Origin of the sequence: Streptomyces sp. AK08-02 (genome assembly GCF_033795085.1) — a bacterium.
GTDB lineage: Bacteria > Actinomycetota > Actinomycetes > Streptomycetales > Streptomycetaceae > Streptomyces > Streptomyces echiniscabiei.
The window spans coordinates 147,047-164,553 of the sequence record NZ_JARAZV010000021.1 but is presented as its reverse complement, the minus strand read 5'-3'; the positions used below and the strand labels follow the sequence as shown (position 1 = coordinate 164,553).

Below are 17,507 nucleotides of genomic sequence, written 5' to 3'. Positions count from 1 at the left end.
CGTCTGCCCACAGCCTGTGCCGCCCGTTGTCGCCGGGGCCTACTCCGTCGGTGCCCAGAAGTCGAGCAGGGTCGCCGTTTCCGGCTCCAGTGCCTTCCAGGAGCCCGTGAAGGAGAGCACCGCGAAGGCCGCCGCCGGGAAGCCGCGGTCGGTCAGCCTGGTGCGGGGGTCGTCCTCGGATTCGCCGGCCAGGATGTCGGTGAGGGCCTGCACTCCTGGGTTGTGGCCGATCAGGACCACGTTCCGCGTGTCGTCCGGCGTTTCGTTGAGCAGGGCGATGAGCTCGCCGGGTGAGGCCTCGTAGATCCGCTCCTCGTAGACGGTCTTCGGCCGTTGCGGGAGTTCGTGGACTGCGAGTTTCCACGTCTCGCGGGTCCGGGTGGCGGTGGAGCAGAGAGCCAGATCGAGAGGGATACCGCTGTCGGCCAGCTTGCGTCCGGCGACGGCGGCGTCCTTGCGGCCCCGGTCGGCTAGTGGCCGCTCGTGGTCGGTCACCTGCGGCCAGTCGGCTTTCGCATGCCGGAAGAGGACGATCCTGCGGGGTTCTGCGACGCTCATGGCATCCAGCTTCGCATGAAACACGCCATCGGGCGCAGGGAGTTGACGTGCGGCTCCGCAGGTGGGAATGGGGCGTTCACGGCGCTCAGCGTGTCACCAGATCCCGGGCGCGCTCAAGGAAGTGGGCGATCAGGGAGCCGCCCGTCGCCGCCTGTGCGTCGGTCGGGTTCAGCATCAGCGCGAGCAGCGCGACGAACGCGAGCGTCGGCAGGGCCAGGGCCCACCACGGCAGCCGTATGTCGACTCCACGCGTGGTCGCCGGAAGGGGCCGGGAGTGCGTGCGGGCGGACATAGTGCCTCCGTGGGTCCTCGAGCGGTCCGTGGCCCGCGTCTCGCGGCCACACCTCGAAGTTACGGAACCGGGGGGCCTCAACCCATCCGGCGATCCACCCACTTGACCCTGAGACTCGCCCCCTAGGGGATGGTGGGGATACCCCCACCAACGGCTCTCATGGTGAGGCGATCGTCGCGACGACGGCGATGATCACGAAGATGGCGAAGAACGAGCCGAAGACGAGCAGCATCTTCTTCTGGCCGTTCTGGGGATTCGGGTCGAGCACTGGCATACGGGCAGTCTCGCACCCGTGCCGCGCGCCCATCGCCTCGGGGTGCCGGCACCCGGCGGCCGGGGATCCGCATCAGGCGGAGGTGAGGTCAGCGGGCGGACGTGGGGTCAGTGGGCCGCCGCCTCGTCCTCCACGGTGCGGTCACGTCCCGCCAGTACGCCCACGACCATCTGCGGCAGCATCAGGCCGGCCATGAGCGCGAGCGGGAGCCCCCAGCCGCCGCTGTGCTGGTAGAGGACGCCCACGACGAGCGGCCCGGGGATGGATATCAGATAGCCGGCGCTCTGGGCGAAGGCCGACAACTGGGAGACGCCCGCGCCCGTCCTGGCTCGCATCCCGACCATCGTGAGGGCCAGCGGGAAGGCGCAGTTGGCGATGCCGAGCAGTATCGCCCAGGCCCACATGCCGCCGGCCGGCGCGAGGTACAGGCCCGCATAGCCGAGAAGTCCGCAACCGCCGAGCGCGATCACGATGGGCCCCTGACTGGGCAGGCGGGTGGCGACGCGCGGGATGACGAAGGCGAGGGGCACGCCCATCGCCATGGTCACGGCGAGCAGCAGTCCGGCGGTTTGGGCCGGGACTCCCGCGTCCCGGAAGATCTGCGCCATCCAGCCCATGGTGACGTAGGCGGCGGTGGCCTGGAGTCCGAAGAACACGGCGAGCGCCCAGGCGGTACGGCTGCGGGTGATACGCAGTGCGCCGGCCCCCTCCCCCCTGGAGGGTGTCCCGCGCGCGGGGGACGCCTCGCGGCCCGGCCCGGCCGCGCTCCGGTCCCGTAGCAGGGGGACCCAGGGGATCACGGCCGCCGCCGCGAGTACCGCCCATACGGTCAGTCCCCGCTGCCAACTCCCGCCCAGCGCCTCGGTCATGGGCACGGTGACCGCCGCCGCGGCGGCGGTGCCGAGGGCGAGTGCCATCGAGTACAGGCCCGTCATGGAACCGACCCGGTCCGGGAACCAGCGTTTGACGATGACCGGCATCAGGACGTTGCTGACCGCGATGCCCATGAGGGCGAGCGCACTGGCGGCCAGGAAGCCGGCCGCGGTGCCCGCCCAGGGCCGGATCGCCAGGCCGGCGGCGATGGCGACCATCCCCGCGCAGACGACCGCGCCGGCGCCGAAGCGGCGGGCCAGGCGCGGTGCCATGACGCCGAAGAGGGCGAAGCAGAACGGGGGTACGGAGGTGAGCACGCCGGCCGTGGTTCCGCTCATGCCGAGTCCGTCGCGCACCTCTTCGAGGAGGGCGCCGAGGCTGGTGATGGCGGGGCGGAGGTTGAGGGCGGACAGCACGATGCCGACGACGACCAGCCGTGTGACCCACGCGCGCGTGCCCGCGGTCCCGGTATCGGCCCCGGCCTCCTTCCAGGCCTCGTTCCCGGCCTCGTTCTCGTTCTCCGGCTCGGATGTACCGCGTACGGGCCCGGTCGTGGACGTCGTCGTCCCGGTTTCGTCGCTCACCATGACACCCAGCATAAAATCATAGGATGATTGGTTGTAATCCCCCGTGCGAAAATGGGCCATGCCGCCGCTGAGTCATCCCCGCCGATCGGCCCTGTCCGAGCAGGTCATCGCAGCACTGCGGAACCAGATCACCTCGGGCGAGTGGCCCGTCGGCTCCCGGATTCCGACCGAACCAGAGCTGGTCGCGCAGCTCGGAGTGGCCCGGAACACGGTCCGTGAGGCGGTCCGGGCCCTCGCGCACAACGGGCTGCTGGACATCCGTCAGGGCTCGGGCACCTACGTCGTGGCGACCAGTGAGCTGGCCGGTGTGATGCACCGCCGGTTCGCCGACGCGGACCGCCGGCACATCGCCGAGCTGCGGTCCACGCTGGAGTCCGGCGCGGCCGAGCTGGCGGCGCTGCGGCGCACCGAACGTGACCTCAAGCAGTTGGACGCGCTTCTGGCACGCCGGGAGGAGGCCTGGGCGTCCGGCGACGCGGAGGCGTTCGTGACGGCCGACGCGAGCCTGCACATGGCGGTGGTGGCCGCGTCCCACAACGACGTCATGACGGCGATGTACGCGGACCTGGGCGAGGTGCTGCGGGACTGGCTGCGCGACGACGTGGGCGGAAAGCTGACCCCTCAGTCGTACGTGGACCACGCCCCGCTCGTCGAGGCGATCCGCGCGGGCGACGCGACGGCCGCCGCCAGGGAGGCGGCCGGCTATCCGTTCGTGTGCCGGCTCAGGGCGTCCGCTTCTGGTGGCTGACCCACACCGAGCGGACCTCCTTCCAGCAGCGGCCGGTGAGCCGTACCGTCTGGGCGGGCCCGGCCTCGACCGAGGAACCGTCGCTGTCGAGGTCCCACCAGCGGTCGCACTCGATGTGCAGACGTACCCGGTCGGCGGCCACGTAGGGGTTGTGGCAGTACGCGGTCACCTTGGAGCCGGTGACCTGGGTGTAGCAGGTGGAGCCGAAGGGCTCGGGCCGCTCCCCTTGTCGTTGCTCCACGCGCGCGTGCGAAACGGCCGGAACGGCCTCGTAGGGAAGCGTCGTTATGAGAGCGACGGCGACGAGCAGCGGGGCGAAGCCGCGGGACAGACGCACAAGGGGACCTCCTCGTGCTGGGGAGGGAACGCGAGGTGAACGCGTAATCCAGAGTGCCCGGTTACCCCGCTCCCCCGCCCGGCCTGATGAGCCGAACGGGTGATGACTCAGCGGCATGCCGAGGGCCCGCGCCGGAACGGAACGCGGGCCCTCGGAATGTCGGCCGAGCCTGGACGGCGGCGGCAGCGGTCACGCGCCGATCGCGTGCAGCCCGCCGTCCACGTGGATGATCTCGCCGGTGGTCTTCGGGAACCAGTCGCTGAGCAGGGCGACGACACCGCGGCCGGCCGGCTCGGGGTCCTTGAGGTCCCACTCCAGGGGTGACCGGGCGTCCCACACGGAGGCCAGCTCGCCGAAGCCCGGGATGGACTTGGCGGCCATGGAGCCGAGCGGGCCCGCGGAGACCAGGTTGCAGCGGATGTTCTGCTTGCCCAGGTCGCGTGCCATGTAGCGGCTGGTGGCCTCCAGTGCGGCCTTGGCCGGGCCCATCCAGTCGTACTGCGGCCAGGCGTACTGGGCGTCGAAGGTGAGCCCGACGACGGAGCCGCCGTTCTGCATCAGCGGCAGACAGGCCATGGTCAGCGACTTCAGGGAGTACGCCGAGACGTGCATGGCGGTGGCCACGGACTCGAACGGGGTGTTGAGGAAGTTGCCGCCGAGGGCGTCCTGCGGGGCGAAGCCGATGGAGTGGACGACGCCGTCGAGGCCGCCGAGCTCCTCACCGACGAGGTCGGCCAGCCGGGCCAGGTGCTCGTCGTTCGTGACGTCGAGCTCCAGGACCTTGGTGGGCTTGGGGAGCTTCTTGGCGATGCGCTCGGTCAGCGTGGGCCGGGGGAACGCGGTGAGGATGATCTCCGCGCCCTGCTCCTGGGCCAGCTTGGCGGTGTGGAAGGCGATGGAGGCCTCCGTGAGCACACCGGAGATCAGGACACGCTTGCCCGCGAGAATTCCGCTCATGGTGATCAGTGACCCATTCCCAGTCCGCCGTCAACAGGGATGACGGCTCCAGTGATGTACGAGGCGTCGTCCGAGGCGAGGAACCGCACCGTTGCGGCGATCTCCTCCGGCTGCGCGTACCGGCCGAGCGGCACCTGCGAGACGATGCCCGCGCGCTGCTCGTCGGTGAGGATCTTGGTCATGTCGGTGTCGACGAAACCGGGCGCGACCACGTTGAAGGTGATGTTGCGCGAGCCCAGCTCACGCGCGAGGGAGCGGGCGAACCCGACCAGGCCGGCCTTGGAGGCGGCGTAGTTGGCCTGCCCCGGCGAGCCGTACAGCCCGACGACCGACGAGATCAGGACGACGCGGCCCTTCTTGGCGCGCAGCATCGCGCGGTTGGCCCGCTTGACGACACGGAAGGTGCCGGTGAGGTTGGTGTCGAGGACGGACGTGAAGTCCTCCTCGGACATCCGCATCAGGAGCTGGTCCTTGGTGACGCCGGCGTTGGCGACGAGGACCTCGACCGGGCCGTGCTCGGCCTCGATCTCCTTGTAGGCCTGCTCCACCTGCTCGGTGTCGGTGATGTCGCACTTGACGGCGAGGCAGCCCAGGTCCGTCAGGACGGCCGGCGGCTCGCCGGAACGGTATGTGATGGCGACCTTGTCGCCGGCTTCGGCGAACGCGCGGGCGATGGCGAGGCCGATGCCCCGGTTGCCTCCGGTGACGAGAACCGAGCGGCTCAACGGATCACCCTTTCGTTAGCTGTCTCCACACCCGTCCGACCACGGCTGACAGGCGACTTCCCCGAAAACCTATCGGGCCCGTCCCGCCCGCGGACATTCGGGCACCGACAGTGGCTCACCCCTTGTCCTGTGGGGTCCCTACAGTCGAGTGCTACGGATCAGCACGCCATGCCCGGCGCTGCGCAGGCGGTCCGGCCTCGCGGGCCGCGTCGGGCAGCCGACCTTGTCGAGACCGCCGAGGCGGGCACGGGAGCTGGTCCCGGGGCCCGTCCTTCGGTCTGTGCGGTCGCGTCCGAAACTCAGTCAGCGGGCATGGTCGACTCGTACATACTTCGTGCAACGGCCATCGCACGAGAGCACTCCGAAGGGATCCCACCCGTGCCCCACGAAGTCGATCAGTCATTTCTGGCGCTGCCCCTACGCGCCCTGGCCGACGCCGCCCTGGCACGCGCGCGTGCGCTCGGTGCCGACCACGCGGACTTCCGGTTCGAGCGGGTGCGCAGCGCGTCCTGGCGGCTGCGGGACGCCAAGCCGTCCGGCACCTCGGACACCACGGACCTGGGGTACGCGGTGCGTGTCGTGCACGGTGGGACCTGGGGGTTCGCGTCCGGGGTGGATCTGAGCATGGACGCCGCCGCGAAGGTCGCCTCGCAGGCCGTGGCGATGGCGAAGCTCTCCGCGCAGGTGATCAAGGCGGCGGGGTCCGACGAGCGGGTCGAGCTGGCCGCCGAGCCGGTGCACTCCGACAAGACGTGGATCTCGTCGTACGAGATCGATCCGTTCACCGTGCCCGACGAGGAGAAGGCCGGGCTGCTGGCCGAGTGGAGCGGTCGGCTGCTCGCGGCCAACGGCGTCGACCACGTGGACGCCTCGCTGCTCACCGTCCACGAGAACAAGTTCTACGCCGACACCGCGGGGACCGTCACCACGCAGCAACGGGTGCGGCTGCACCCGCAGTTCACGGCCGTCTCGGTCGACGAGTCGAGCGGTGAGTTCGATTCCATGCGTACCATCGCGCCCCCGGTGGGGCGGGGCTGGGAGTACCTCACGGGTACGGGCTGGGACTGGGACTCCGAGCTCGAACAGATCCCTGAGCTGCTCGCCGAGAAGATGCGGGCGCCGAGCGTCGAGGCGGGGCTGTACGACCTGGTCGTCGACCCGTCCAACCTGTGGCTGACCATCCACGAGTCCATCGGCCACGCCACCGAGCTGGACCGGGCGCTCGGCTACGAGGCGGCGTACGCGGGCACGTCCTTCGCCACCTTCGACCAGCTCGGCAAGCTCAGGTACGGCTCCGAGCTGATGAACGTCACCGGGGACCGCACCGCCGAACACGGCCTGGCGACCATCGGGTACGACGACGAGGGCGTCGCCGGTCAGTCGTGGGACCTGGTGAAGGACGGGACGCTGGTGGGCTACCAGCTGGACCGGCGGATCGCGAAGCTGACCGGCTTCGAGCGGTCCAACGGGTGCGCGTACGCCGACTCGCCCGGGCATGTGCCGGTGCAGCGCATGGCCAACGTGTCGTTGCAGCCCGATCCGGGCGGGCTGGCGACGGAGGATCTCATCGGCGGGGTCGACCGCGGGATCTACGTCGTCGGGGACCGCTCCTGGTCCATCGACATGCAGCGCTACAACTTCCAGTTCACGGGGCAGCGGTTCTTCAGGATCGAGAACGGCCGGATCACCGGGCAGTTGCGGGACGTGGCCTACCAGGCGACGACCACCGACTTCTGGGGCTCCATGGCGGCCGTCGGCGGTCCGCAGACGTACGTCCTCGGTGGCGCCTTCAACTGCGGCAAGGCCCAGCCGGGGCAGGTCGCGGCCGTGTCCCACGGATGCCCCTCGGCCCTCTTCAGGGGCGTCAACATTCTGAACACCACGCAGGAGGCCGGTCGATGAGCGCTCACTCCAACAAGGCGATCAAGCCGCACGAGATCGTCGAGCGGGCCCTTGAGCTGTCCCGGGCCGACGGGTGTGTCGTCATCGCCGACGAGGGGTCGACCGCCAATCTCCGCTGGGCGGGCAACGCCCTCACCACCAACGGGGTCACTCGCGGGCGCACGCTCACGGTCGTCGCCACCATCGCCGGCAACAAGGGCACCGCCTCCGGGGTCGTCTCCCGCGCCGCCGTCACCGCCGACGAGCTCGAACCGCTCGTACGGGCCGCCGAGGCCGCCGCGCGCGGTGCGGGACCCGCGGAGGACGCCCAGGAGCTGGTCGCGGGTGTGCCGGAGTCCCCGGACTTCACGGACGCGCCCGCCGAGACCTCGTCCGCGGTGTTCGCCGACTTCGCGCCGGCACTCGGTGAGGCGTTCGCACGCGCGCGTGCGGGCGGCCGGGAGCTGTACGGCTTCGCCAACCATGAGCTGGTGTCGAGCTATGTGGGTACGTCGACGGGGCTGCGGCTGCGCCATGACCAGCCCAACGGGACCCTGGAGCTGAACGCCAAGTCCCCGGACCGTACACGGTCGGCGTGGGCCGGGCGGTCGACGCGGGACTTCAAGGACGTCGACCCGGCCGCCCTCGACGCCGAGCTCGCCGTACGCCTCGGCTGGGCGGAGCGGCGCATCGAGCTGCCCGCCGGACGGTACGAGACGCTGCTGCCGCCGACCGCCGTCGCCGACCTGCTGATCTATCAGCTCTGGTCGGCGTCCGCGCGGGACGCCGCCGAGGGACGCACGGTGTTCTCGAAGCCGGGCGGCGGGACGCGCATCGGCGAGAAGCTCACCGAGTTGCCGCTGACCCTGCGCAGCGACCCGAACGAGCCCGGTCTCGAGACCTCCCCGTTCCTGCTCGCCCACTCCTCCGGCGACGACCAGTCGGTGTTCGACAACGGGCTGCCGCTGAGCGCCACGGAGTGGATCCGTGAAGGCGAACTGAACCGGCTGATCACCTCCCGGCACACCGCCGGACTGACCGGCCTGCCCGTGACGCCGGCGATCGGGAACATCGTCCTGGACGGGGGCGAGGACAAGTCCCTGGAGGAGATGATCGCGAACACGGAGCGTGGGCTGCTGCTGACCTGCCTCTGGTACATCCGCGAGGTCGACCCGGCGACCCTGCTGCTGACCGGGCTGACCCGCGACGGGGTGTACCTCGTCGAGAACGGCGAGGTCAGCGGGGAGGTCAACAACTTCCGGTTCAACGAGTCGCCGGTGAACCTGCTCGGGCGGGCCGTCGAGGCGGGGCGTACGGAGAAGACACTGCCCCGGGAGTGGAGCGACTGGTTCACCCGGGCCGCGATGCCGGCGCTGCGGGTGCCGGACTTCAATATGAGCTCTGTCAGTCAGGGCGTATAACCTCGTTGCCGGCGGCCGCTCGGCTGCCGTAGAACTGAGTGAAGACCATCCAAGGAGATACGAGAACCGTGACGGACATCGTCGACGAGCTGAAGTGGCGGGGACTGTGGTCCCTGTCCACTGACGAGGACGCTTTGCGCAAGGCGCTCGCGGACGGTCCCGTCACGTTCTATTGCGGTTTCGATCCCACGGCGGCCAGTCTCCACGTCGGTCACCTGGTCCAGGTGCTCACCATGCGCCGTCTCCAGCAGGCAGGCCTGCGTCCGCTGGCTCTGGTGGGCGGGGCGACCGGTCAGATCGGCGACCCGCGCCCCACGGCGGAGCGCACGCTGAACGACCCGGAGACGGTCGCGAACTGGGTGAACCGGCTTCGCTCGCAGATCGAGCCGTTCCTGTCCTTCGAGGGCGAGAACGCCGCAGTGATGGTGAACAACCTGGACTGGACGGCCGGGCTGTCGGCCATCGAGTTCCTCCGGGACATCGGCAAGCACTTCCGCGTCAACAAGATGCTGACCAAGGACTCGGTCGCCCGGCGACTGGAGTCCCAGGAGGGCATCAGCTACACGGAGTTCAGCTACCAGCTACTCCAGGGCATGGACTTCCTGGAGCTGTACCGGAGGTACGGCTGCACGCTCCAGCAGGGCGGCAGCGACCAGTGGGGCAACCTCACGGCGGGCCTGGACCTGATCCACAGGCTGGAGCCCGACGCCGAGGCGCACTGCATCGCGACGCCCCTGATGGTCAAGGCGGACGGCACCAAGTTCGGCAAGACCGAGGGCGGTGCCATCTGGCTCGACCCGGAGATGACGACCCCGTACGCGTTCTACCAGTTCTGGCTGAACGTCGACGACCGGGACATCTCGACGTACATGCGCATCCTGTCCTTCCGGTCCCGGGAGGAGCTGGAGGCGATGGAGGCGCAGACCGCGGAGCGTCCGCAGGCGCGGGCCGCGCAGCGCGCGCTCGCCGAGGAGCTGACGACGCTGGTGCACGGCGCCGAGCAGACGGCAGCCGTGATCGCCGCGTCCAAGGCCCTCTTCGGCCAGGGTGAGCTGGGTGAGCTGGACGAGCGGACGCTGAGCGCGGCGCTCTCCGAGGTGCCGCACATCCGGGTCGCCGAGGCCGGGCCGGTCGTCGACCTGTTCGCCGAGGTCGGCCTGGTGGCCAGCAAGTCGGCCGCCCGGCGCACGGTGAAGGAGGGCGGCGCCTACGTGAACAACGCGAAGGTCACCGCCGAGGACGCGGTTCCCGCGAAGGAGGACCTGCTGCACGGTCGGTGGCTGGTTCTGCGCCGGGGCAAGAAGAACCTCGCGGCGGTGGAGGTCACCGGCTGACCGGGCCGCAGGTGTCCGTGTACGTATGAACATGAATACGTGTGAAGGGTGGGCCCGGTCGACCGGGCCCACCCTTCACACGTACACGTGCCGGTGCCGCTAGGCCCGCTGTCTCCTGCCGCGCATCATCGAGTACGCCATGTCGCCCAGGAACACGATCACGACGGCCGCCGCGAGCTGGAGCGCGTGGCGGCCCCAGTCGATACCGCTCGTCTCGTCGATGCCGATTCCTCGCGCGATCGCGTTGCCGACGATGGCGCCGATGATGCCGAAGACGGTCGTCAGCCAGAGCGGGCTGTGCTGCTTGCCCGGAATGATCGCCTTGGCCAGCAGACCCAGCACGAATCCCACGATGATCGCCCACAACCAGCCCATGGATGCCTCCTCGTACGGCTCTACGTGAGCATTACGCCCAGTGTCGGCCCGTTCGCGCTACGGCGCATGTCGGGGACGTCGGTACGCGGTACGGCGCAGGCGGGTCACCCCGCCGGAAGGTGCCCCGGTCTCGTAGGCGACGCAGACGCGGCGTAACGTGGAAAGTGTCCGGGTCCGGTTACCCGACCTGGTTTCGTGCGGGGTACGGGCCGGGGCGGGTCCGATTCGGGTGGATGGTGGAACGTGATGCGGAAGCAGAGCAGTAGGGGCGGCGCCCAGGTCTTCCGGATCACCGGGGCCCGGCAGGGGCTCGCGGACGATGTCCGGGCCAGACAGCGCCGGTACATCATCTCGATGTCCGTGCGCACGGTCGCGGTGATCCTCGCGGCGACGCTCTGGAACGTCGAACGGCACGTCGCGTTCGTGGCGCTGGTGCTCGGCATGATCCTGCCCTACATCTCCGTGGTGATCGCCAACGCCGGCCGCGAGAACGCGCCGGGGCTGCCGTCGACGTTCGTGACGGCTCCGGTGCGGCCGATGATCGCGCCGCCCGGGCCACGAGAGGGCTTCGCGGAATCCCCGGCGGAGGACACCGGGGGCGATCGGACGGCCGGTACGGGGGGCGATCCGCGCGAGCGGGCCTGACCAAAAGTCAGTGCGGAGGGTGTCTCCAAGCTCAAGAAAAGCTCAGATCAATCACGCTGTTCCATTGCCGGGCGGACGGTCTCCCGTGGCATACTTCGTACGCGCTCCGCATCCCCCGTCGGAGCGACAGACCGACGCCGGGCAGCTCCCCCCGTGGCTGCTCGGCGTCGCCTTTTTGAACGCTCTTCGCTCCAGGTTTTCGCGCCAGGTTAGGGTCGCAGGATGATCGGCCCTGACCCTGAATCCCCCATCTGTTCCGCCAAGGCATGCCGGGCGGACGCCGAGTGGGTGCTCGCCTGGAACAACCCGAAGCTGCACACGCCCGAGCGGCGGAAGACGTGGCTGGCGTGCGAGGAGCATCGCGAGCACTTGTCGCAGTTTCTCGGGGTGCGGGGGTTCCTCAAGGACGTCGTGAAGCTGGAGGAGTGGGAGTCGCCTCCGGCGGGGTGAGCGGAAGCGACGGGGGGATCGCTTTTCGTCTGCGGGTCGTATGTGGTTGGTCGCGCGGTTCCCCACGCCCCTTTGGGGCCGGCCTCGATTTCCTGTTAGCCGTATTAGCCGCCGATTGCCGACATCGGTCTGTCCGGCTGGACGAAGGTCGGGTCGTCCAGGCCCGCGCCGGCCTTCTTGCCCCACATCGCCTCGCGCCAGACGCGGGCTATGTCCTCGTCGGGGGCGCCGGAGCGCAGGGCCGTGCGCAGGTCGGTCTCCTCGCGGGCGAAGAGACAGTTGCGGATCTGGCCGTCGGCGGTCAGGCGGGTGCGGTCGCAGGCGGCGCAGAAGGGGCGGGTGACGGAGGCGATGACGCCCACGCGGTGCGGGCCGCCGTCGACCAGCCAGCGCTCGGCGGGGGCCGAGCCGCGTTCGCCGGTGCCTTCCTCCGTCAGGTCGAAGCGGGTGCGCAGGGACTGCAGGATGTCGCCGGCGGTGACCATGCCCTCGCGTTTCCAGCCGTGCTGGGCGTCCAGGGGCATCTGCTCGATGAAGCGCAGTTCGTAGTCGTGCTCGACCGCCCAGGCCAGGAGGTCGGGAGCCTCGTCCTCGTTGAACCCCGGCATCAGGACCGCGTTGACCTTCACGGGGGTCAGACCTGCCTCGCGGGCGGCTTCCAGGCCCGCGATGACGTCCTTGTGGCGGTCCCGGCGGGTGAGGGTCTTGAAGACGTCGGGGCGCAGGGTGTCCAGGGAGACGTTGACGCGGTCCAGGCCCGCCGCCTTCAGCGCGGTCGCCGTGCGGCCCAGACCGATGCCGTTGGTCGTCAGGGACATCTGGGGGCGGGGGGCCAGGGCGGCGACCCGCTCCACGATGCCGACCAGGCCCGGGCGCAGCAGGGGTTCGCCGCCGGTGAAGCGGACCTCCTCGATGCCCAGGAGGCGGACGGCTATGTCGATGAGGCGGACGATCTCGTCGTCCGTGAGCAGGTCAGGCTTGGCCAGCCACTGCAGGCCCTCCTCGGGCATGCAGTAGGTGCACCGCAGGTTGCAGCGGTCGGTCAGCGAGACCCGCAGGTCGGTGGCCACTCGGCCGAAGGTGTCGATGAGCACGTGGGCCCCCTCCCTCGTAGCGGATCGCATGGACAGAATTTCTTCCTGCACCTGCGAGCCTACGTGACCCCACTGACAACGAGGCAGGCCCGATGCCACAGGATGCGGCGCGGGGCCGCCGTAGATCCCTACGACGGCCCCGCGCGATGCCTTGTCCGCGAACGGACGACTGACGCTAGTGCGCTCCGGTGCCCGTGAGGGACCGGACCTCCAGCTCGGCGTACTTGCCGGTGTCGGGCTCCTCCTTGGAGAGGACCGTGCCGAGCCAGCCCATGAGGAAGCCGAACGGGATGGAGATGATGCCGGGGTTCTTCAGCGGGAACCAGTGGAAGTCGACGCCCGGGAACATCGCCTTCGGGTCGCCGGAGACGACCGGCGAGAACAGCACCAGGCCGACCGCCACGATCAGGCCGCCGTAGATCGACCACAGGGCGCCCTGGGTGGTGAACTTCTTCCAGAACAGGCTGTAGAGGATCGTCGGCAGGTTGGCGGACGCGGCGACCGCGAACGCCAGTGCGACCAGGCCGGCCACGTTGAGGTCGCGGGCGAGGGCGCCCAGGGCGATGGAGACGATGCCGATGAAGACGGTCGACCAGCGGGCCGCCTTCATCTCCTCCTTCTCGGTGGCCTTCCCCTTGCGGATGACGTTGGCGTAGATGTCGTGCGCGAAGGACGACGACGAGGCCAGCGTGAGGCCGGCGACGACGGCGAGGATCGTCGCGAAGGCGACCGCCGAGATCGTCGCGAGCAGCACCGCACCCCAGGTCGAGTCGACGCCGCCGATGTGCAGGGCGAGCAGTGGCGCGGCCGTGTTGCCCGAGGGGTTGGAGTCGGTGATCTCTTTCGGGTCGATCAGTGCGGCCGCGCCGAAGCCGAGCGCGATCGTCATCAGGTAGAAGCCGCCGATGATGCCGATCGCCCAGTTCACGGACTTCCGGGCGGCCTTGGCCGTGGGCACCGTGTAGAAGCGGATCAGGATGTGCGGCAGGCCGGCGGTGCCGAGGACCAGGGCGATGCCCAGGGAGATGAAGTCCAGCTTGGTGGTGCCGGTGGCGCCGTACTGCAGGCCGGGCTCCAGGAAGGCGTCGCCCTTGCCGCTGCGTTCGGCGGCGGTGCCGAGCAGATCGGAGATGTTGAAGTTGAACTTCAGCAGCACCAGGAACGTAATGAGGATCGTGCCGCTGATGAGCAGCACGGCCTTGACCATCTGGACCCAGGTGGTGCCCTTCATGCCGCCGATGGAGACGTACACGATCATCAGCACGCCGACGAGGGCGACGATGGCGACCTTGCCCGCGTCCGAGGTGATGCCGAGGAGGAGCGACACGAGGACGCCCGCGCCAGCCATCTGGGCGAGCAGGTAGAAGATCGAGACGACGATCGTCGACGTGCCGGCGGCCGTGCGGACCGGGCGCTGGCGCATGCGGTACGCGAGGACGTCACCCATGGTGTAGCGGCCCGAGTTGCGCAGCGGCTCGGCCACCAGGAGCAGGGCGACCAGCCAGGCGACGAGGAAGCCGATCGAGTACAGGAAGCCGTCGTACCCGAAGAGGGCGATCGCCCCCGCGATGCCGAGGAAGGACGCGGCGGACATGTAGTCGCCGGAGACCGCGAGGCCGTTCTGGAAGGCCGTGAACTGGCGCCCGCCGGCGTAGAAGTCGGCGGCGCTCTTGGTCTGGCGGCCCGCCCAGACGGTGATGACGAGGGTCGCGACGACGAACACCGCGAAGAGGGTGATGATCAGCGGCCGGTGCTCGCCGGCCTCACCGGCGGCGAGAACACTCTGCTGTACGGGGCTCATGCGCCGCCCTCCATCCGGGACTTGATCGCCTCACCCTTGGGGTCGAGGTTGGCGGCGGCGTGCCGCGAGTACCACCAGGCGATGAGGAACGTGGTGACGAACTGGGCGATGCCGAGGACGAAGGCGACGTTGACGTGGCCGACGAGCTTGGTGCCCATGAAGCCGCCCGCGTAGTTCGACAGCAGGACGTACAGCAGGTACCAGATGATGAAGCCGACAGTGAGCGGGAAGGCGAAGGAGCGGTGGGCGCGGCGCAGTTCACCGAACTCGGCGCTCTGCTGCACCTCGACGAACTCCTCCGTGGAGGGGAGGTGGCGTTCTTCTGTCTTCGAGGGGGGCGGTGCGTCGGTAGCCACGGAGTCTCCTCGCGTTGCGGGTGCGGTCACGACAGTGGACGGGGGTGCGTGGTCGTTCGGGGACGGGGTCGGGCTCGGTACGGACATGACTCTTCTCTGACCTCGCGGTGATCTGGATCACAGGGGGTCGGCTCGCGATGGTAGGCCCCCACGCGTGATCCGACAGGGGCCCGATGGTCCTCGCGCTCCCTGCCCAAGGTCCACGGCGCCACGCGAGGACCGGTTCAACTCGTCGCGCTTCTTTCCGAACTGATCTCCGGAAGTCATTGCTGGCCAGCGGCGATGCGGGATAGCTTCGCCCTGTACCACCCGTCATGTACCTGCAAATTTGGAGGTGCGGGCCTTGCGCCCGTGCCCGCCTTTTCGCGCGTACTCACTTTTTGTCCATCCCTGCTACGCGCTTGCCCGGCAACCATCCTTGTCCGGGCGAGCCCCGTTTCCGGATGATGTGGAGAACCCATGGCTCATCTGCGCTCCAGACGTCGGCTCGCTCTCGCGGTGCCGGTCGTGCTGTCCCTGACCGCCTCTCTCGGCTTCCTGCCCGTGGCCGCTTCGGCCGCCGAACCGGCCGCCGTCGCCACCCGGGCCGCCGACGGTCCGAACCTCGCGTATGTCGTCAACACCAAGAGCAACGACCGTCACACGATCGGGTCGGTGACCAAGGCCATCTCCAAGGCCGGCGGCACGGTCGTGATCACGTACGGCAAGATCGGTGTGATCGTCGTCCACTCCGCGAACCCCTCCTTCGGGGCGGAGATCCGCGCCGCGCGCGGTGTGCGGTCCGCCGGTGCCACCCGGACCACGCCGCTGGTGGCCGCCGGGACGACCGACGAGGGCGCCGCGGACTATCTGACGGCCGCGGAGGCAGCCAAGGTCGAGGCCGTGTCGGCCAGGACCCCCGAGAGCGAGCCCCTCGAAGCCGACCAGTGGGACCTGCGGTCGATCGGCGCCGACAAGGCCGCGAAGATCAACCCGGGCAGCCGCAAGGTCACCGTCGCCGTGATCGACACCGGCGTCGACGACACCCACCCCGACCTCGCCCCGAACTTCTCCGCGTCCCAGTCGGCGAACTGCGTCGGCGGCGTCGCGGACACCAGCGCGGGTGCGTGGCGCCCGTACACCGCCGAGGACTACCACGGCACCCATGTCGCCGGTGAGATAGCCGCCGCCCGCAACGGCATCGGAGTGGCCGGCGTCGCGCCCGGTGTGAAGGTGTCCGGCATCAAGGTGAGCGACCCGAACAACGGGCTCTTCTACCCGGAGAGCGTGGTGTGCGCCTTCGTGTTCGCCGCCGACCACGGCGTAGAGATCACGAACAACAGCTACTACGTCGATCCCTGGCTGTACAACTGCGTCGCCGACCCCGACCAGCGGGCCATCGTCGACGCGGTCAACAGGGCGCAGCTGTACGCGACGAAGAAGGGCACCCTCAACCTGGCGTCGGCGGGCAACTCCAGCCACGACCTGGCCTCCGACGCGATCGTCGACGAGTCCAGCCCCGACGACTCGCCGCCGGTCACGCGGACGATCGACCCGCACGAGTGCTTCGACGTGCCGACCCAGCTCCCGGGTGTCGTCACGGTGAGCGCCACGGGCGTCGACAACGTCAAGTCGTACTACTCCACCTACGGCAACGGCGTCATCGACATCGCGGCCCCCGGCGGCGACCGCAAGTACCAGATACCGGACACCCCGTCGAAAAACGGCCGCATCCTGTCCACCATGCCGAACGGCGAGTACGCCTTCCTGCAGGGCACCTCGATGGCCTCGCCGCATGCCGCGGGCGTCGCCGCGCTGCTGAAGTCGAAGCACCCGAAGGCGACCCCGGCCCAGCTCCAGACGCTGCTCAAGATCCAGGCGAACAACCCGGGCTGCCCCGCGTCGTACGACCAGGACGGTGACGGCACGCCGGAGGCGGTGTGCGAGGGCGGCAAACGGGTCAACGGATTCTTCGGGTTCGGGATCGTCGACGCGCTGCGCGCGGTGGAATAGCCCGAACCGGGCGGCGCGGCCTCGACGGGCCGCGCCGCCCGCACTTCCCGCACACCCTCACGGCCTTCGTTCTGATTAGTGCGCCTTGGCCGCGCGCCGCAGGTCTCGCCGCGCGGCTCCCGTAACCACTGTCCACAGCAGTGATCGAAGGACGGAGTGTGTGCGGTAGCCGCAGTGACCAGGACAACCAGGGTCAGGCCGAGCGTGCCGGTGACGATGCTGCGCTTCCGGCCGCTATCTTGCCCGCGCCAGAGCTCGCGGCAGGCACGCTCGTGCACGACGTCTTACGCTCTGTGCATCGATCATCCAGGCCGAGGGGGCTCCCGACAAACCTGCCGTTGCCGTACCGGCTTCAGCAGCAGGCCGGGCCGGTGCGGGGCGGTGACGCCCCGCACCGGTGTCAGGATCCGTCGATCAGTTTCTGCACCTCGGGTGGCAGTTCCTTGTTCGAGTAGACGGCGACGAGTCGCGCATCCGCAGGCGTGTCGCCGACCGCGATGGCCATCTCGGTTGGGACGCCGTCCACCTCGTAGGCCGTCATCGTGTCCGCCGGCAGGGTCTCGTCCTGACCGCCGGTGTCGTCGCACGCTGGGTGGGTGGCGGTGCCCAGCTTCCCGCCTGCCTTGAACGTCACGTCCGTGACGTCCTCGTACGTCCGGTCCTGGTACAGGATCCGATAGACGCAGGACGCCGACCCGTCGCCGTCACTACTGCTGCTCGTCGTGCACGCAGCAGCCGCCACAGCCAACGCCGTCAATATCAGTGGCAGACCCGCGGATCGTCCGGACCATCTCATCGACGCCTCCA

Annotated in this window: 19 protein-coding genes; 7 read left to right on the top strand and 12 right to left on the bottom strand. The window is 69.5% G+C overall.

The window, feature by feature from the left end; all coding sequences use genetic code 11:
• Nucleotides 1-39 precede the first annotated feature (39 nt).
• The 4 genes from PV734_RS37505 to PV734_RS37490 form a co-directional block, all read right to left on the bottom strand.
• Nucleotides 40-558 carry a histidine phosphatase family protein gene (locus PV734_RS37505; RefSeq protein ID WP_319293860.1) on the bottom strand — a complete coding sequence of 173 codons (519 nt, stop codon included), beginning with the start codon at nucleotides 556-558 and terminating at the stop codon, nucleotides 40-42.
• Between the two features lie 85 nt (nucleotides 559-643).
• Complete coding sequence (locus PV734_RS37500) at nucleotides 644-850, bottom strand: hypothetical protein (RefSeq protein WP_319093869.1); 207 nt, start codon at nucleotides 848-850, stop codon at nucleotides 644-646.
• Nucleotides 851-1,007: 157 nt separating this feature from the next.
• Nucleotides 1,008-1,124 carry an SGM_5486 family transporter-associated protein gene (locus tag PV734_RS37495; protein ID WP_319093868.1) on the bottom strand — a complete coding sequence of 39 codons (117 nt, stop codon included), beginning with the start codon at nucleotides 1,122-1,124 and terminating at the stop codon, nucleotides 1,008-1,010.
• A 107-nt stretch (nucleotides 1,125-1,231) separates the two neighbouring features.
• Nucleotides 1,232-2,584: an MFS transporter gene (locus tag PV734_RS37490; RefSeq protein WP_319293858.1), complete on the bottom strand. Its 1,353-nt coding sequence runs from the start codon at nucleotides 2,582-2,584 to the stop codon at nucleotides 1,232-1,234.
• A 58-nt stretch (nucleotides 2,585-2,642) separates the two neighbouring features.
• On the opposite strand from PV734_RS37490, the gene PV734_RS37485 reads away from it, so the two are divergent.
• Nucleotides 2,643-3,332, top strand: a complete 690-nt coding sequence (locus tag PV734_RS37485) for a FadR/GntR family transcriptional regulator (protein WP_319093866.1) — start codon at nucleotides 2,643-2,645, stop codon at nucleotides 3,330-3,332.
• On the opposite strand, the gene PV734_RS37480 is transcribed toward PV734_RS37485, so the two are convergent.
• The 3 genes from PV734_RS37480 to fabG all read right to left on the bottom strand — a co-directional run bounded on the left by PV734_RS37480 (nucleotide 3,307) and on the right by fabG (nucleotide 5,351).
• Nucleotides 3,307-3,669 carry a hypothetical protein gene (locus PV734_RS37480; protein WP_319093865.1) on the bottom strand — a complete coding sequence of 121 codons (363 nt, stop codon included), beginning with the start codon at nucleotides 3,667-3,669 and terminating at the stop codon, nucleotides 3,307-3,309. The two genes, PV734_RS37485 and PV734_RS37480, sit on opposite strands and share 26 nt — an antisense overlap.
• A gap of 189 nt (nucleotides 3,670-3,858) precedes the next feature.
• Nucleotides 3,859-4,626: an enoyl-ACP reductase FabI gene (gene fabI / locus PV734_RS37475; protein ID WP_319093864.1), complete on the bottom strand. Its 768-nt coding sequence runs from the start codon at nucleotides 4,624-4,626 to the stop codon at nucleotides 3,859-3,861.
• A gap of 5 nt (nucleotides 4,627-4,631) precedes the next feature.
• Nucleotides 4,632-5,351, bottom strand: a complete 720-nt coding sequence (fabG, locus tag PV734_RS37470) for a 3-oxoacyl-[acyl-carrier-protein] reductase (protein ID WP_319093863.1) — start codon at nucleotides 5,349-5,351, stop codon at nucleotides 4,632-4,634.
• A 378-nt stretch (nucleotides 5,352-5,729) separates the two neighbouring features.
• Between fabG and PV734_RS37465 the strand changes: the two genes are divergently transcribed.
• The 3 genes from PV734_RS37465 to tyrS all read left to right on the top strand — a co-directional run bounded on the left by PV734_RS37465 (nucleotide 5,730) and on the right by tyrS (nucleotide 9,987).
• Nucleotides 5,730-7,253, top strand: a complete 1,524-nt coding sequence (locus PV734_RS37465; protein ID WP_319093862.1) for a TldD/PmbA family protein — start codon at nucleotides 5,730-5,732, stop codon at nucleotides 7,251-7,253.
• A complete protein-coding gene (locus tag PV734_RS37460) occupies nucleotides 7,250-8,653 on the top strand; it encodes a metallopeptidase TldD-related protein (RefSeq protein WP_319093861.1) in 1,404 nt (467 codons plus the stop codon). The genes PV734_RS37465 and PV734_RS37460 overlap by 4 nt, the downstream gene beginning before the upstream one ends.
• A gap of 68 nt (nucleotides 8,654-8,721) precedes the next feature.
• Entirely contained in the window at nucleotides 8,722-9,987 is a 1,266-nt protein-coding gene (gene tyrS, locus PV734_RS37455) for a tyrosine--tRNA ligase (protein ID WP_319293856.1), read from the top strand.
• Nucleotides 9,988-10,086: 99 nt separating this feature from the next.
• Here the strand turns inward: tyrS and PV734_RS37450 are convergent, their stop codons facing one another.
• Nucleotides 10,087-10,362 (bottom strand): GlsB/YeaQ/YmgE family stress response membrane protein, encoded by a 276-nt coding sequence (locus PV734_RS37450; protein WP_319093859.1) that lies wholly within the window; start codon nucleotides 10,360-10,362, stop codon nucleotides 10,087-10,089.
• Between the two features lie 246 nt (nucleotides 10,363-10,608).
• Here PV734_RS37450 and PV734_RS37445 point away from each other — a divergent pair, with 246 nt between their 5' ends.
• Nucleotides 10,609-11,007, top strand: coding sequence for a DUF3099 domain-containing protein (locus PV734_RS37445; protein WP_319093858.1), 399 nt, complete (start codon nucleotides 10,609-10,611; stop codon nucleotides 11,005-11,007).
• Between the two features lie 222 nt (nucleotides 11,008-11,229).
• A complete protein-coding gene (locus tag PV734_RS37440) occupies nucleotides 11,230-11,457 on the top strand; it encodes a hypothetical protein (RefSeq protein WP_319093857.1) in 228 nt (75 codons plus the stop codon).
• A gap of 104 nt (nucleotides 11,458-11,561) precedes the next feature.
• Here PV734_RS37440 and moaA read toward each other — a convergent pair whose 3' ends face one another.
• The 3 genes from moaA to PV734_RS37425 all read right to left on the bottom strand — a co-directional run bounded on the left by moaA (nucleotide 11,562) and on the right by PV734_RS37425 (nucleotide 14,708).
• A complete protein-coding gene (gene moaA, locus PV734_RS37435; RefSeq protein ID WP_319293854.1) occupies nucleotides 11,562-12,551 on the bottom strand; it encodes a GTP 3',8-cyclase MoaA in 990 nt (329 codons plus the stop codon).
• A gap of 175 nt (nucleotides 12,552-12,726) precedes the next feature.
• A complete protein-coding gene (locus PV734_RS37430) occupies nucleotides 12,727-14,352 on the bottom strand; it encodes a cation acetate symporter (protein WP_319093855.1) in 1,626 nt (541 codons plus the stop codon).
• A complete protein-coding gene (locus tag PV734_RS37425; RefSeq protein WP_319293852.1) occupies nucleotides 14,349-14,708 on the bottom strand; it encodes a DUF485 domain-containing protein in 360 nt (119 codons plus the stop codon). Before PV734_RS37425 ends, PV734_RS37430 begins: the two co-directional genes overlap by 4 nt.
• A 459-nt stretch (nucleotides 14,709-15,167) precedes the next feature.
• On the opposite strand from PV734_RS37425, the gene PV734_RS37420 reads away from it, so the two are divergent.
• The gene (locus PV734_RS37420; protein WP_319293850.1) at nucleotides 15,168-16,700 is read left to right on the top strand and encodes a S8 family peptidase; all 1,533 of its coding nucleotides are present in this window, start codon (nucleotides 15,168-15,170) and stop codon (nucleotides 16,698-16,700) included.
• A 400-nt stretch (nucleotides 16,701-17,100) separates the two neighbouring features.
• Here the strand turns inward: PV734_RS37420 and PV734_RS37415 are convergent, their stop codons facing one another.
• Nucleotides 17,101-17,496 (bottom strand): DUF6281 family protein, encoded by a 396-nt coding sequence (locus PV734_RS37415; protein WP_319293848.1) that lies wholly within the window; start codon nucleotides 17,494-17,496, stop codon nucleotides 17,101-17,103.
• Between the last annotated feature and the right edge of the window lie 11 nt (nucleotides 17,497-17,507).